We start from the raw sequence: 13,939 nt of genomic DNA, 5'->3' as shown, positions 1-13,939 counted from the left end.
AGGGTCTGCCCTGATCGAGTGCTCGCGGCGTGAGGGGTGCGAGTGTCGCTCGCACCGGGTGACGAGCGAACGAAGCTGGGAGGGGGCGACGTGGCGGTACGCGAAACGGACCTCTTGTGCCACGAGTTGCTGCTTCGACTTGCCGGGCGGCTGCCGGATCGGCATCTCTGGCGCTATCGGGACTGGCTGGCGGGTGGCGCCGCCGATGTGCTCGCGCGCTCGCTGCCCGCGACGCTGGTGCGAGAACGCGTCGCGCTGTCCGACGCGGACCACCGCAGGCTCGCCGAGGCGCTGCTGCCGCTGGGAGCCGACCCGTCCGTGGTGCACGCGGTGCTGCCGGGCGCGGACCCGGACCGGTACACCTTCCGCGCGGAGTCCCACGTGGACGACAAGGGCGACCCCGCGGTGCTGGTGCTCGGAGCGACGCTGCGCGGCAGGCAGGGCGTGCGCGAGACCCGCAGTTCCTGGCGCCACCTGCCGGGGACGCGGCCCAAGCGGATCATCCTGGTGACGGGCTCCGCGGACCCCGTGGAGCTCACCAGCGAACTGCAACGCATCCTGCGCGCGCTCGGGGACACCGAGCCGTGCGTCGAGGTGCTGCCACCCGAGGTGGAACCGACCGCCTACCACCGCGCCGCGCTCGCCGAGTCGGCGCTGGTGTGCTTGGGCGCCGACGAACTCGTGGGACATCGTGGCTGACGGTGCCGGTGCAGGCATCCTAGAAGGAGGCATTCGTGGTGGACGTCGCTGAGGGTGCGGGGCCGGTGGAACGCCTGCACAACCTCCTGCTGGCCCTGACCGGCCGGGTGGACGACGACGCCGTCAATTCGGTTCGCGAGATGCTCGGCATCGGTCAGCTCGACTCGGCCGCCGAGTTCCTGATCGGCTGCCTGCTGGCAGGCCGCATCCCGGTGACCTCGACGGAGCAGTACCACCTGCGCCGGGCGCTGGACGAATCCGGTTCGCCGCACTCGCCCGCCGACCGGTTGCACGTCGTGGAGACGGTGCAGGACGAAGGGCACCGGTTCAGCGAGAACCACGAGGCGGACCGGTCGGATCACGAGCTGGTGGACGCGATCGCGCCGATCGCGGGACGCCTGCACGGGGTGCGGGCGCTGTGGTGCACCTGGCGGACGACTCCGGCGGGCGTGACCTACGGCGCCGTGCCGCGTCGGGTGCTGCTGGCCGAGGTCGGCGCCGACGGTTCGGTCACCGCCGCCGGGTACCAGCTGCTGGAGGCGCTGCGGCGCGCCGGCGTGGGCTGCTCGGTGGACGTGTTCAGCAGCGGGATGGACCTGCCGCCGTACCACCGCAATGCGCTGGCCACCGCGCGCCGGGTGCACTTGGACCTGGTCGCGCAGGTGGCGATCCCGAACGGTTCCTCGAACCACGCGCGGGCACCGCGGGCCACCGCGGGGAGCAAGCCCGGAGGCGGCGACGTTCCGAGTGAGCCAGCCGCGGGGCCGGGAAGACGCGTCGAGGCCCCGGTTCCTGACAGCGTCTCCCTCGACTCGGCACGCCCGGAACGCGTTCGCCCCGAGCCGGTTCGTCCGGAACCGCCTCGGGCCGAGCACCGCCCCGAGCATCGCGAGGCCAAGGCTCGTCCCGAGCCCGCCCGCCCCGCGCCCCGTCCGGAACCGGCGCCCGAGCAGCTCCGCCCGGAGCCGGTGCGGGAGACCGCGGTCGCCGAAGCGCCCGAGAAGGGCGCCGAGCCGACGCTGCGGCAACGCCCGGTGAACCCGGAGGACCTGCAGGCGCCGGACGCCGAGCAGGCGAAGTCCGGGGAGCAGGCGCAGCAGCAGGGCGGCGGGAAGAACACCCGCGTCCCCGCCGCGGTCGACGCGAAGCTCACCGACCGGGAGCGCAACCTGCTGCGCAAGCTGCACGAGGAGTTGGCGCAGCGGGAACAGGACCGCGGCGGCTCGGGCGAGCAGCAGGCGCAGCCGGTGGCCAACGGCGCGGGCGGCGCGCAGGCCCAGGGCCAGGACGCGTGGAACACGACCATGCCCGGCGGCTCCGCCACCGGCGGCTTCCCCCCGATAGACGGCAAACCCAGGTGATCTTGATCAGCGGTGGCTTGTCAGCGGCGAAGCCGCTGAGCAGCGACCACCAGAGCAAGGTGACCACCCGCGGGTTCTCAGCGTTCTTCTCGCGAGGACAGCAATTTTGCGTGTGGCGGAGCCGCTCGAAAAATTGATCCCGCAGCGAGAAGAACGCTGAGGTTCCGCTACCCGACCGCTGAAACAGGCCGGGGACGTCAGTTGGCGGCTCGTTGGACGCCGTCGAGGACTCGTTGCAGGTGCAGGCCGCGCCGGATGTCGCAGGGGTGGGCGGTGCGGCCGGAGCGGATCATCGCGAGGAATTCGTCGAGCAGCTGCGCGTAGCACTCGTGCGCGGCGGTGCGCCTGCCGGTGAGCTGCGACTTCCCGTTCGTGCCGTACAGCGTGAACTCGATCAGCGCCGGTTGCACCGGTACGCGCAGCGACAAGGTGAGCGTGCTGCTGGCGCCGCTGGCGTGCTCGAAGGCCATCTGCCAGGTGTCCGACTTGTCCCGCCGCGCGTGGTGCACTCGGTTGATCCGGCCCAGCGCGGCGTCGAGCAGGTCCAGCGCGTGCGGGCCCGCGTCCAGCAGCGCCCCGGTGCGTTCCTGCCGCCACGGCGTCGCCGCGTAGTCCCCGGCGAGCAGTCCGCCCGCGAGCCACTGCGCGGTGCCGCCGGTCCAGCCGCCGAGGTGTCCCAGGCCGGTGAGCCAGTCCCGGACTTCGGGCGCGAACCGGCGGGTCAGCATCAGCAGGGCCGCCACACCGCTCTGGCGCACCGCGGTGGCCACGGCCTCCGCGGCGGGCACGTCGCCGGCCAGCGGTTTCTCCAGGACCAGGTGTTTGCCTTCGCGGGCCGCTCGGACCGCCAGCTCGCCCTGCACCGCCGGTGGCACGGCGAACGCGACGGCGTCCACGGCGGACAGCAGCGAGTCGTAGTCGTCGGCCACGTCCGCGTCGTACTGGTACGCGAGCGATTTCGCGGAGTCGGGGCGCCGCGACCACACGGCGGCCAGCCGCATCCCGGGGTGCGCGTGCAAGCCGGGTGCGTGGACGCGCCTCGCCCACGGCCCCGCTCCGACGATCCCGACCCGCAGTGCTTCGCTCATTCGGTCATCGTCCCCGTGTCCCGATCATCGCGCAGACCGTGGGGGCCGGGATGTGGGCGGGTGACAGGGGAAACGGTGCGGCTCCACCCCATTTGTTGATCTTGATCACAGGGGTGTTCGCGAATGTTCTTCGGTTTAAGGTGACCGGCATGGTGCGACTGCCGGAGGACCTCACGCTGCCCGACGGGTTCGTCCCTCCCGAACGGCCCGAGCGCCCGGCGACCCCGAAGGACGCCGCGACGGTCGTGCTGCTGCGCGACGGCGAGCACCGGCCCGAGGTGTTCCTGCAACGCCGGGTCGAGAACATGCCGTTCGCCGGTGGCATGACGGTCTTCCCCGGCGGTGGCGTGGACCCCCGCGACGCGGACGCGTCGGTGGCCTGGAGCGGCCCGCCGCCGCAGTGGTGGGCGCGGCGCTTCGAATGCTCCGAGGCGACCGCCCGCGCCCTGGTGTGCGCCGCGGTCCGCGAAACGTTCGAGGAATCGGGCGTCCTGCTGGCCGGGCCCGACGCCGGGTCCGTCGTCGCCGACACCTGCCCGTACGCGGGCGCGCGGCCGAGGCTGGTCTCCAAGGAGCTGTCGCTGGCCGGGTTCCTCGCCGACGCGGGCCTGGTGCTGCGCGCCGACCTGCTGCGGCCCTGGTCGAACTGGGTGACCCCGGAAGCCGAACCGCGCCGGTACGACACCCGGTTCTTCCTGGCGGCGATGCCCGCCGGGCAGCGCGCCGACGCCGTCACCACGGAGGCCGTGGACGCGTACTGGCGCACTCCCGAGGACGCGCTGGAGGACTGGCGGCAGCGGCGCTGCGGCCTGCTGCCGCCGACGTGGGTGACCTTGTCGGAGGTCGGCGCCTGCGGCAGCGTCGACGCCGCGCTGGAACTGGAGCGCCCGCTGGGCAAGGTGCTGCCGCAACTGGTGCACCGCGACGGCGCGTGGCGCGTCGTGCTGCCGGGCGACCCCGGATACCGCGCCGACCCGGACGAGGAGTGAGACCCGTGACCCACCCCGCTTACGGCGAGCTGCGGCCGGTGACGCCGTTCGCCTCGGTGCTGCTGGCCGCCAATCCGGGCCCGATGACCTTGGACGGCACCAACACCTGGCTGATCGGCGCGGGCGACGAGCGCGCCGTGCTCGACCCCGGGCCCGACGACGGTGCGCACCTGGAGCGGATCGTCGAGCACGGCCCGGTGTCGCTGATCCTGCTCAGCCACCACCACTTCGACCACTCGGAGGGCGCGGCGGAGCTGGCGGCCCGCACCGGAGCCCCCGTGCGGGCGCTGGACCCGCAGCTGTGCGCCGGGGCGGAACCGCTCACCGACGGCGAGGTCGTCGACGCGGCGGGAGTGCCGCTCGAAGTGCTCGCCGCTCCCGGCCACACCAGGGACTCGGTCTGCTTCCGCGCCGAGCACGAGGGCGCGTCGGTGGTGTTCACCGGCGACAGCATCCTGGGCCGGGGCACCACGGTCGTCGCCCACCCGGACGGGCACCTGGGGTCGTACCTGGCGACGCTGCGCGCCTTGGCGGCGTTGCCCGCGGGCGTTGCGGCGCTGCCCGGCCACGGCCCGGAGCTGCCGGACGTCGCGGCGGCGGCGACCGGCTACCTGGCGCACCGGGAGCAGCGGCTCGGCCAGATCCGCGAGGTGGTGCGGAACAACGGCCCGCGCGTCACGGCCCGCGAGGTCGTGGAGATCGTCTACGCCGACGTGGACCCCTCGGTGTGGACCGCGGCGGAGTGGAGCGTCGAAGCCCAACTCACCTACCTCAAGGAACTCGACGAACGCTGAAGTGACCTGGCGGGTGGTCATGGCTTGAGCAGTGGGTCGCTTGGCGGAACCTCAGCGGTTTCCTCGCTGCGGGATCTTTTTTCCAAGTGGCTCCGCCACGAGGAAGAAAGCCGTCCTCGCGGGGAAACCACTGAGAACCCGCCGGTGGTCCGGTTGCGTGCGTGGTCGCCGCTCAGCGGCTACGCCGCTGACAGGACAACGACGAACGACATCCCTCACCTGGAAAACCTGGAAAGGCAAGGTCAAAGGCCGCCCCTGACCGCCTGCGCCCGTCTCAAGAGGTGGTGGCCAGCGCGGGTTCGCGGGTGGGTAGCAGCGTGCCGCGCCGCAGCCACAGGCCGCCTGCGAGCAGGGCGCCGACCAGGCCGGCGACGAGGAACGCGGTCGGAGGTCCGGACGTCTCGACGAGCCTGCCGCTGACGGACTGGCCGACCGCCGAGCCCAGCGTCACCGCCGTCACCACCCAGCCGAACGCCTCCGTCTCCGTGCCCGCGGGCGCGGCCAGGTCCAGCGCGACCGAGTGCGCCGTCGACTGCGGCGTGATCAGGCACCCGGCCAGCAGCAGCGCCAGGCACAGCCCCCACAGCGACCCCGGCACGGCCAGCAGCGCGACGAGCCCGGCGAAGCCCAGCAGCAGCGCGGGCAACCGCAGGTGCATCGGCCGCGGCCAGGGCCGCATCCCGTACAGCACGCCGAACACCACCGACGTCACCGACAGCGCGCTCAGCAGCAGGCCGCCCGCGTTCGGCGCCCCGGCCTGCACCGCGGAGGCGGGCACGCCGACCTCGACGAAGCCGATGAGGACGCCGAAGCCGAGCGCGGCCAGCGCCACCGTCCGCATCCCGGGCGCGCGGAACGCGCCGAGCATCCCGCCGCGCGGGCCGGTGCGCTGCGGGCGGAGCCCGCGGGCCGCGGGCGTCGCCGCGAAGCCGAGGCTGCCGATGATCATGCAGGCGGAACCCGCGACGACACCGGTCCCGGGCCACGGCAGCGCGACCAGCAGCCCGGCCAGGCCGGGGCCGAGGATGAAGAACACCTCCATGCTGATCGCCTCGTACGAGTAGGCGGCGTCCCGGGCGGCTCCGGCGGGCAGGAGCTGCGACCACAACGCGCGGGAAGCCGGCGCGACCGTCGGCTGGCTGAGGCCCAGGGCGAACCCGAGCACCGTCAGCACCGCGACCGGCGCGCCCGCCTCGATGGCGGCGATCTCGGCGGTGGTGAGCAGCGCGAGCGCCGCGGACATCACCAGCATCGGGCGGCTCGGCCCGATCCGGTCGATCACCCGGCTCTGCACGACCGAGCCGCACGCGACGCCGACCAGCTCACCGGCCGAGACGAGCCCGGCGATGGCGAAGCTCCCCGTCTCCTTCTGCACGTAGAGCATCAAGGCCAGGCCGATCATGGCGATCGGCAGCCGCCCCAGCAGGGAGGTCAGGACGGGAGCGGTGGCTCCTGGTGTGCGCAGCGCAGCTCGGTAGTCGGCCAGCGTGATCGAATGGGACACGCGTACCAGTATCCGGGTGGTGGGACGCGAGTACCAAGTCGATTGATGGTGTTCTCCGTCGCCACGACCGCGCGTGCGATCAGGAGGGCTGCCGACATGCGAAAGGACTGGGGCGTCGCCCCCGACGCGACGCTCCAGTCCTTTCGCTTGCGCGGCCCGTCCCCCGACCAACCACGCTTTCCTGACCTCCGATCGTCGGCCCCGAACCCGGTACCGGAGGTGGTCTGTGCTGTTGTGCGGCTTCGCCGCCCTCCCCGCTGGGGAGGCTCCCGCCAGGGGAGCGAGGCCGCTGGACTTCGAGTCCTTCTCTAGGTAAGACGTTGCGATCTCAGGTCGGGTTGCACGAGCCCGGTGAATTTATTCCCGATCGCCGTCGTTCCTCGTGACACCAGTGTGCCCCCGGGCCGCACCGCGGAAACCGGGTACAACGTCCCCTACATGAGTGGTCACTCGGCGTGTCCGACGCCGGTCGCTTGCATCCGCGGCTCGACGCACCGCCTCCGCGGCGGGCTCGGAGGGGACGTGGGGCGCTGAGCCGCCCGCTGCGCGGCCCGCGCGGCGGGAGCGGGCTTACGGGCCGCCCACGCGTGCGTGGCGGCCGTGGAGGGCCTCCTGTGGGAAACCGGACGTGGACACGCGAAAACGCGCGCCGACTGAGGGGTTCGAACTCAGGCGAACCCATCAGGCGACGCGCGTTACGGCGAACCGGTCGGTGACCGGCCGACGCGCGAGCCGTGCGGCGGCTCAGCGTGCGCGGCGGGCCAACCGCTCGGGATCGAGGATCAGCACGCTCTTGCCTTCCAGCCGCAGCCAGCCGCGGTGCGCGAAGTCGGCCAGCGCCTTGTTCACGGTCTCCCGCGAGGCGCCGACGTACTGCGCGATCTCTTCCTGCGTGAGGTCGTGGGTGACCCGCAGCAAGCCCGCTTCCTGGCTGCCGAAGCGCTGCGCGAGCTGCAGCAGCGCCTTGGCGACGCGACCGGGAACGTCGGTGAAGATCAGGTCGGCGAGCATGCCGTTGGTCCGGCGCAGCCTGCGCGCGACGACCCGCAGCAGCTGCTCGGCGATCTCCGGGCGGGTGCCGATCCACTGCCGCAGCGCGCTGCGGTCCATGGTCAGCGCGCGCACCTCGGTCACCGTGGTGGCCGTCGACGTGCGCGGGCCCGGGTCGAAGATGGACAGCTCGCCGAACATGTCCGACGGCCCCATGATCGCCAGCAGGTTCTCGCGGCCGTCCGGGGACTTGCGCCCGAGCTTGACCTTGCCGTTCTGGATGATGTATAGCCGGTCGCCCGGCTCGCCCTCGGCGAAGATCACGTGTCCACGCGGGAACTCGGACGGTTCCAGCGATTGGGTCAGCGCCTCCGCTGCGGCCGGTTCCACGCCCTGGAAGATTCCGGCGCGGGAAAGAGTCTCGTCCACCTCGTCCCTCCATGTTGAGACGCGGCGGCTCGTTCGAAGCGGCACCCGCGTGCACGGGCGCCGGACTGTGCCGCCGATCACTACCAGTTGAGTTTAAGACTGGTCGCGGGAACGGCGAGTTCGCAGCTTGCCGGCGCGTCCCACCCTGCGTAGCTGGAACAGCTCCAGCGCACGTCCAATTCCCTGCCGGAACAGCGCCCGGACCTCGTCCGGCCGGGCGTTCTCCAGCAGCTCTTCAACCTCGTTCTCTTGCACCGCGACGTGCCGCAGGCGTGCCTCCACGCGCTCCATGAAGAGCGTGAAGAACATGATCACTAGCGGAACGACGATAACGAACCAGGCAGTCATGATGCTTGAATCCTCGCTCATGCCTTCGAGACGGACGCAACCGGGGGTGGGTTGCCCGTCGATGGGGTCGGGTTCGGGTGTCGCCGTGGTCCGTACTCTGGTGGAGTGCCGGAGCCAGCCCACGACAGTTCTCAGCCTGGTCGATCATCCTCACATCAGCCCTCGGCGGGCCGGTCGGCGCCCACCCGATCCGCCGCCGCCGAGACGGGTTCCGCTGGCTCTTCGCGTTCGCGACCAGCGAAGACGACCGGCGGGGAGGCGCAGGGGCGCTCCGCTGCACCCGCTCGGGCGAAGCCCGCGGCCCGTCGCGCCACGTCCCGCGAGCAGACGCGCACCGGGCTCGTCCGGCGGGCGCGGCGCATGGTCCGCACCCTCGCCGAAGCCTATCCGGACGCGCACTGCGAGCTCGACTTCGGTGACCCGCTGCAACTGGCCGTGGCCACCATCCTGTCCGCGCAGTGCACGGACAAGCGGGTCAACCAGGTCACCCCCGCCCTGTTCGCGCGCTACCCGGAGGCCGCCGACTACGCGGGCGCCGACCGGACCGAGCTGGAGGAGCTGATCCGCTCCACCGGCTTCTACCGGAACAAGGCGAACTCCCTGATGGGCTTGGGCGCCGCGCTCGTGGAAAAGCACGACGGGCAGGTGCCGCCGCGACTGGCGGACCTGGTGAAGCTGCCGGGCATCGGCCGCAAGACCGCCAACGTGATCCTCGGCAACGCCTTCGACGTCCCCGGCATCACGGTCGACACGCACTTCGGCCGGTTGGTGCGCCGCTGGGGCTGGACGGCGGAGGAGGACCCGGTCAAGGTCGAGCACGCGATCGGCGAGCTGATCCCCCGCAAGGAGTGGACGATGCTCTCGCACTACGTGATCTTCCACGGGCGCCGCGTGTGCCACGCGCGCAAGCCGGCGTGCGGCGCGTGCCTGCTGGCGAAGGACTGCCCGGCGTTCGGCGCGGGCCCCGAGGAGCCGCAGGCCGCGGCGAAGCTGGTCCGCGGCCCGGAGGCGCCGCGGCTGCTGGAGCTGGCCGGGGTCGCCGACGAGCTGGACGAGAAGACCGTCGAGCAGGCCGCGGCGAAGGAGCCGGACGCGTGAGCCGGTGGCGGGGTCTGCGCGAGTTCCGCCGCGAGATCCAGTGGACGGTCGTCGTGCTGGTGCTGGCGGGCCTGGCCGTGGTCGCCCTGTGGCCGGGCGGGTCCGGCGACGGCGGCGGGCAGGCCGGGAGCCCGCCGGGGTCGGAGCAGCGCGCGGCGCCGCCGGTCGATCCGGCGCTGCGCGCCGGGCTCGAACCCTGCCCGCCGCCGCGGCCCGGCGGTCCCGCGGAGCTGGCCGGGACGACCGGCACCTGCCTCGCCGACGGCCGCCCGGTGGACGTCGGCGCCGCCCTAGCGGGACGGCCCGCGCTGGTCAACGTGTGGGCGACCTGGTGCGGCCCGTGCCGCACCGAGCTGCCCGCGCTGCAGTCCTACGCCGAACGCCCCGGCTCGATCCCGGTGCTGGGCGTGCAGGTGCAGAGCGACGAGGCGGGCGGCCTGGAGCTGCTGCGCGACCTCGGTGCGCGGTTCCCCGCCGTGCACGACGCGGACGGGTCGGTGCGGTCGGCGCTGCGGGTGCCGAACGTGCTGCCCGCGAGCTTCGTGATCACCGCGGGCGGTGAGGTCCGGCGGATCGATCCGCCGGAGGTGTTCGAGTCCGCGGACGCGGTGGACGCCGCCGTCCGCCGCACCTTGGGAGGCCGGTCGTGACGGACCGCGTGGTCGACGGAGCGGACGCGCCGGAGTGGCTGCGCCCGCTGGTCCGGCGCAGCGTCGACATCGACCAGGGGCACTTCGGCTGGCCGCGGCTCCGGCCGCCGCGCAGCGCCCGCCCGGCGGCGGTCCTGATCCTGTTCGGCGAGCACGCGGACGGCCCGGACGTGCTGCTGCTGCGCCGCGCGGACGGGCTCAGCTCGCACCCCGGCCAGGTCGCCTTCCCGGGCGGTTCGATCGACGACACCGACGCGGGCCCGGTCGACGCGGCCCTGCGCGAGGCGCAGGAAGAGGTCGGCGTGCTGCCCGAGGGCATCCGGCCGCTGGCGACGCTGCCGGAGCTGCACGTTCCGCACAGCGGTTTCCGGGTGACACCGGTGCTCGCGCATTGGCGGGAACCGTCTCCGGTGGCCCCGGTCGACCTCGGGGAGACTCGAGCGGTGGCGCGGGTGCCGCTGTCGTGGCTCGCGGATCCGGCGAACCGGGTCCTGGTGGGGCTGCGGGACGGGCGGCGGGGGCCCGCCTTCCTCGTGCCGGGGATGCTGGTCTGGGGGTTCACCGGCGCGTTGCTGTCCGGCGTGCTCGACCTCGGGGGCTGGTCCGAGAGCTGGGAGGGTGCCGAGATGCTGGAGTTGGACGAGGCGTGGCGGGCCGCGGAGGAGGCTGCCGACGTCGGCTTCGACCGGTGATGGTGAGCTGATCGGGTCGTGCCGGTAGGGGGCGGGACGCGGAGGAAGGGTGTTCGGTGAACTGGGTCGATCTGCTGGTGGTGGCGCTGGCGCTGCTGGCCGCCGTGTCCGGTGCGCGCAACGGCCTGGTCACCGCGTTGTTCTCGTTCCTCGGGGTGTTCGTCGGCGCGATCGTGGGGCTGCGGGTGGCGCCGCTGCTGCTGGAGCGCTTGGACAGCCAACCGGCCCGGATCGGTTTCGGCGTGGGCATCGTCGTGCTGCTGGTGGCGTTCGGCGAGACCTTCGGCATGTGGGCGGGCCGGGAGCTGCGGGACCGGATCACCTCGCCGAAGTTGACCGGCGTGGACAACGTGCTGGGTGCGGTGCTGCAGTGCGTGGCCGTGTTCGTGGTCGCCTGGCTGGTGGCGCTGCCGTTCACCTCGGCCACGGCGATGCCGGGACTGGCGTCGGCGATCACCCGGTCGCAGGTGCTCAGCCAGGTGGACTCGGTCATGCCCCCGGCGGTGAAGTCGTTGCCGGACGACCTGCGCCGGATGCTCGGCGTGAGCGGGTTCCCGGACGCGCTGGAGCCGTTCTCGAAGACTCCGGTGGCCGCGATCGACCCGCCGGACCAGGCGCTGGCCGCCAGTGACGTGGTGCGCAACGCCCAGACGAGCGTGGTGAAGGTGCGGGGCCGCGCGGCCTCGTGCGCGCGGGCGCTGGAGGGCACCGGCTTCGTCGTGGCCCCGAACCGGGTGATGACGAACGCCCACGTGGTGGCCGGCACGGATCGGGTGGCGATCGAGGTGGGCCGCGGTGAGTTCTCCGCGGACGTGGTGATGTTCGATCCGGCGACCGACCTGGCGGTGCTGGCGGTACCGGACCTGGACGCGGACGCGATGCCGCTGGACCGGGCGGAGGTGCCGCCCGGCGCCAGCGTGATCGCGCTTGGCTACCCGCTGGACGGCCCGTACACGGCGTCCGCGGGCCGGTTGCGCCAGCGCATCAACCTGCGCGGCCCGGACATCTACGACGCGAACACCGTGGTGCGGGACGTCTACACGGTGCGCGGCAAGGTGCAGAGCGGGAACTCGGGCGGTCCGCTGATCGACCCGGAGGGCGATGTGGTGGGCGTCGTGTTCGGCGCCGCCGTGGACGACCCGGAGACGGGTTTCGCGCTGACCGCGGACGAGGTGTCCGACGAGGTCGCGGAGGCCTCGTCGCTGACGACGCCGGTCCCCACCGGCGAGTGCACCGGCTGAGGCGTTCGCCGCGGAACTCCGCGCCGCGGACGCGTGAAAGGCCAGGGACCCGGTTCGCACCGGGTGCACCTGGCCTTGGCGTCGATCCCTTCGACGTCCGCGCGGGACGTCCCGGTTCGCGCTAGCTCGTGATGGCCTCGTGGGCCGAGTCCTGCCCGCGGCGCTTGGTGAGCTGCTTGGTGTCCTTGAGCGTCGCGATGGTGCGCTTCGGCGCTCGGATCTTGCGCACTCGCAGGTAGCCGAGCAGTCCGAACAGACCGGCCACGAGCAGCATCAGCAGGAACACGATCCCGAAGGAGGCCCAGCGCCAGATGCCGAGCGCGTTGAGGCCTTCGGCGAGCGTGAAGAAGAGGAAGAACATGCTGAAGCCGAGCACGGCCAGCGCGAGGACGAAGAAGACGCTGCCTTTGACGCCCTTCTTGACCTCACCGGTGACTTCGGCCTTCGCCAGTTCGATCTCCGCGCGGACCAGCGTCGACAGGTGCGCGGTCGCGTCGCGCACGAGGGCGCCGATCGACTGCTCGCTGCCCGCGCCAGTGCCCTCTTCGGACAGCGGGAGGGACGTGACGGCCGACCAGGCTGCGCCGTCGCTGCTGCCTTGCTGGTTCTTCTGGGCGCTGTTCACGCCCGCCATCGTGCCACGCCCCCCGAACGGTGACCGAGTGAGACTCCTCGGGTGTTATCGGTGAGTGATCTCCGAGACCGCTCAGTTCCGCTCACGGGCGGCCCGCCGACCGCGCCGCAGCAGCATCGCGGAGGCGACGAGCGAGGCGAGCGCGGAGGCGATGAGCACCGCCGTCTTGGCCCGCTCGGCCGCGTCCCCGGCCAGTGACAGCTCGGCGATGAGCAGGCTCACGGTGAAGCCGACGCCGCCGAGCATCGCCAGCGCCGACAGGTCCCGCCAGGTGACTCCGGCGGGCCGCGAACCGAGCCCGAGCTTCACCGCCAGGTAGGAGGTGCCGAAGATGCCGAGGAACTTGCCGAAGAACAACCCGGCCATCACGGCGATCGGGATGCGGTCGTGGAACAGCGCGCCGAGCGCTTCGCCGTTCACCGGCACCCCGGCGGCGAAGAACGCGAACACCGGCACGATCAGCCCGGCCGACCAGGGCTGCAGCCGGTGTTCGAGCCGCATCGACGGCGAGGCGGTCTCGTCCGGATCGGTCCGCACCCTGGTCAGCAGCCCGAGCGCGACCCCGGCGATGGTGGCGTGGATGCCGCTGCTGTGCACCGCGACCCAGGTGGCCAGCGCCAGCGGCAGGTAGAGGTACGGGGTGGTGATCCGCTTGCGCTGCGCGAACCAGTAGGCGGCGCAGAGCACGACCGCCGCGAGCAGCGCGAGCACGCTCAGCCCGTCGGTGAACAGCACGGCGATGACGATGATGGCGCCGAGGTCGTCGACGACGGCGAGGCTGAGCAGGAACACCCGTGCCGCGGTCGGCATCCCCGATCCGGTCAGCGACAGCACGCCCAGCGCGAACGCGATGTCGGTCGCCACCGGGATCGCCCACGCCTGGCCGGCGCCCGGGGCGCCGTACCCGATGGCGAAGGCCATCGCGGCGGGCACGACCATGCCGCCGAACGCGGCCAGCACGGGCAGCGTCGCGGTCTTGCGGTCGGCGAGTTCCCCGACGACGAGTTCCCGCTTGAGCTCCAGCCCGGCGACGAAGAAGAAGATCGCCAGCAGCCCGTCCTTGACCCATTCGCCGACGGTGAGGTCGAGGTGCAGCGCGTGCGGTCCGACGGAGAAGTCCCGCACGCCTTCGTAGAGGCCGCTGACCGGGGAGTTCGCCGCGATCAGCGCGAGGGCCGTCGCGACCAGCAGGACCATGCCGCCGACGGTTTCGGTGCGCAGGTACTCGGCGAAGTCGAAGACCTTGGAGCGCGCGCCGTCGGGGGCGGATTCGGATTCGGGTTCGGTCATCGGTAAGCCTTCCGGTCGCGAGCACGTTGACGCCTCGCCGACCAGACTTCCCGGCACACCCTGCGAGCGACCCTAACAGCCACGGCGCGGCCCACCGCCGTGTCGAACATCTCGATGCTTCACGGGGAGGCG

Annotated in this window: 15 protein-coding genes; 8 read left to right on the top strand and 7 right to left on the bottom strand. The window is 72.6% G+C overall.

Annotated elements, in window-relative coordinates; translation table 11 throughout:
* Nucleotides 1-90 precede the first annotated feature (90 nt).
* Together BJ969_RS26940 and BJ969_RS26935 are read left to right on the top strand one after the other, a co-directional pair.
* The gene (locus tag BJ969_RS26940; RefSeq protein ID WP_184483628.1) at nucleotides 91-699 is read left to right on the top strand and encodes a hypothetical protein; all 609 of its coding nucleotides are present in this window, start codon (nucleotides 91-93) and stop codon (nucleotides 697-699) included.
* A gap of 35 nt (nucleotides 700-734) precedes the next feature.
* Entirely contained in the window at nucleotides 735-2,060 is a 1,326-nt protein-coding gene (locus BJ969_RS26935; protein WP_343071611.1) for a hypothetical protein, read from the top strand.
* A 197-nt stretch (nucleotides 2,061-2,257) separates the two neighbouring features.
* Here the strand turns inward: BJ969_RS26935 and BJ969_RS26930 are convergent, their stop codons facing one another.
* Nucleotides 2,258-3,148, bottom strand: a complete 891-nt coding sequence (locus tag BJ969_RS26930) for a Gfo/Idh/MocA family protein (RefSeq protein WP_184483626.1) — start codon at nucleotides 3,146-3,148, stop codon at nucleotides 2,258-2,260.
* Nucleotides 3,149-3,297: 149 nt separating this feature from the next.
* On the opposite strand from BJ969_RS26930, the gene BJ969_RS26925 reads away from it, so the two are divergent.
* Nucleotides 3,298-4,137, top strand: a complete 840-nt coding sequence (locus BJ969_RS26925) for an NUDIX hydrolase (RefSeq protein WP_184483624.1) — start codon at nucleotides 3,298-3,300, stop codon at nucleotides 4,135-4,137.
* 5 nt (nucleotides 4,138-4,142) lie between these two features.
* The gene (locus BJ969_RS26920; RefSeq protein WP_184483622.1) at nucleotides 4,143-4,931 is read left to right on the top strand and encodes an MBL fold metallo-hydrolase; all 789 of its coding nucleotides are present in this window, start codon (nucleotides 4,143-4,145) and stop codon (nucleotides 4,929-4,931) included.
* Between the two features lie 274 nt (nucleotides 4,932-5,205).
* Here the strand turns inward: BJ969_RS26920 and BJ969_RS26915 are convergent, their stop codons facing one another.
* The 4 genes from BJ969_RS26915 to BJ969_RS29860 all read right to left on the bottom strand — a co-directional run bounded on the left by BJ969_RS26915 (nucleotide 5,206) and on the right by BJ969_RS29860 (nucleotide 8,564).
* Nucleotides 5,206-6,435: an MFS transporter gene (locus BJ969_RS26915; protein WP_184483620.1), complete on the bottom strand. Its 1,230-nt coding sequence runs from the start codon at nucleotides 6,433-6,435 to the stop codon at nucleotides 5,206-5,208.
* 744 nt (nucleotides 6,436-7,179) lie between these two features.
* Nucleotides 7,180-7,854: a Crp/Fnr family transcriptional regulator gene (locus BJ969_RS26910; RefSeq protein WP_184483618.1), complete on the bottom strand. Its 675-nt coding sequence runs from the start codon at nucleotides 7,852-7,854 to the stop codon at nucleotides 7,180-7,182.
* A 93-nt stretch (nucleotides 7,855-7,947) separates the two neighbouring features.
* Complete coding sequence (locus BJ969_RS26905) at nucleotides 7,948-8,202, bottom strand: hypothetical protein (RefSeq protein WP_029621632.1); 255 nt, start codon at nucleotides 8,200-8,202, stop codon at nucleotides 7,948-7,950.
* A 155-nt stretch (nucleotides 8,203-8,357) separates the two neighbouring features.
* The gene (locus BJ969_RS29860; protein ID WP_221315949.1) at nucleotides 8,358-8,564 is read right to left on the bottom strand and encodes a hypothetical protein; all 207 of its coding nucleotides are present in this window, start codon (nucleotides 8,562-8,564) and stop codon (nucleotides 8,358-8,360) included.
* Here BJ969_RS29860 and nth point away from each other — a divergent pair.
* Genes nth through BJ969_RS26885 form a run of 4 tightly spaced genes read left to right on the top strand, consistent with a single transcriptional unit; the run spans nucleotide 8,563 to nucleotide 11,883 of the window.
* Nucleotides 8,563-9,300, top strand: coding sequence for an endonuclease III (nth, locus tag BJ969_RS26900; protein ID WP_184483616.1), 738 nt, complete (start codon nucleotides 8,563-8,565; stop codon nucleotides 9,298-9,300). The genes BJ969_RS29860 and nth overlap by 2 nt on opposite strands.
* Nucleotides 9,297-9,950 (top strand): TlpA family protein disulfide reductase, encoded by a 654-nt coding sequence (locus BJ969_RS26895; RefSeq protein ID WP_343071610.1) that lies wholly within the window; start codon nucleotides 9,297-9,299, stop codon nucleotides 9,948-9,950. Before nth ends, BJ969_RS26895 begins: the two co-directional genes overlap by 4 nt.
* Nucleotides 9,947-10,642: an NUDIX domain-containing protein gene (locus BJ969_RS26890; RefSeq protein ID WP_184483614.1), complete on the top strand. Its 696-nt coding sequence runs from the start codon at nucleotides 9,947-9,949 to the stop codon at nucleotides 10,640-10,642. The genes BJ969_RS26895 and BJ969_RS26890 overlap by 4 nt, the downstream gene beginning before the upstream one ends.
* 56 nt (nucleotides 10,643-10,698) lie before the next feature.
* The gene (locus BJ969_RS26885; protein ID WP_184483612.1) at nucleotides 10,699-11,883 is read left to right on the top strand and encodes a MarP family serine protease; all 1,185 of its coding nucleotides are present in this window, start codon (nucleotides 10,699-10,701) and stop codon (nucleotides 11,881-11,883) included.
* A gap of 121 nt (nucleotides 11,884-12,004) precedes the next feature.
* Here the strand turns inward: BJ969_RS26885 and BJ969_RS26880 are convergent, their stop codons facing one another.
* On the bottom strand, nucleotides 12,005-12,517 hold the full coding sequence (locus BJ969_RS26880; RefSeq protein WP_184483610.1) for a phage holin family protein: 513 nt from the start codon (nucleotides 12,515-12,517) through the stop codon (nucleotides 12,005-12,007).
* Between the two features lie 72 nt (nucleotides 12,518-12,589).
* The gene (gene nhaA, locus BJ969_RS26875) at nucleotides 12,590-13,807 is read right to left on the bottom strand and encodes a Na+/H+ antiporter NhaA (RefSeq protein ID WP_184483608.1); all 1,218 of its coding nucleotides are present in this window, start codon (nucleotides 13,805-13,807) and stop codon (nucleotides 12,590-12,592) included.
* Nucleotides 13,808-13,939 lie beyond the last annotated feature (132 nt).

The organism is Saccharopolyspora gloriosae (assembly GCF_014203325.1).
Taxonomy (GTDB): Bacteria; Actinomycetota; Actinomycetes; order Mycobacteriales; family Pseudonocardiaceae; genus Saccharopolyspora_C; species Saccharopolyspora_C gloriosae.
The sequence above is the reverse complement of the archived record's forward strand: the minus strand, read 5'-3'. Positions and strand labels throughout refer to the sequence as shown.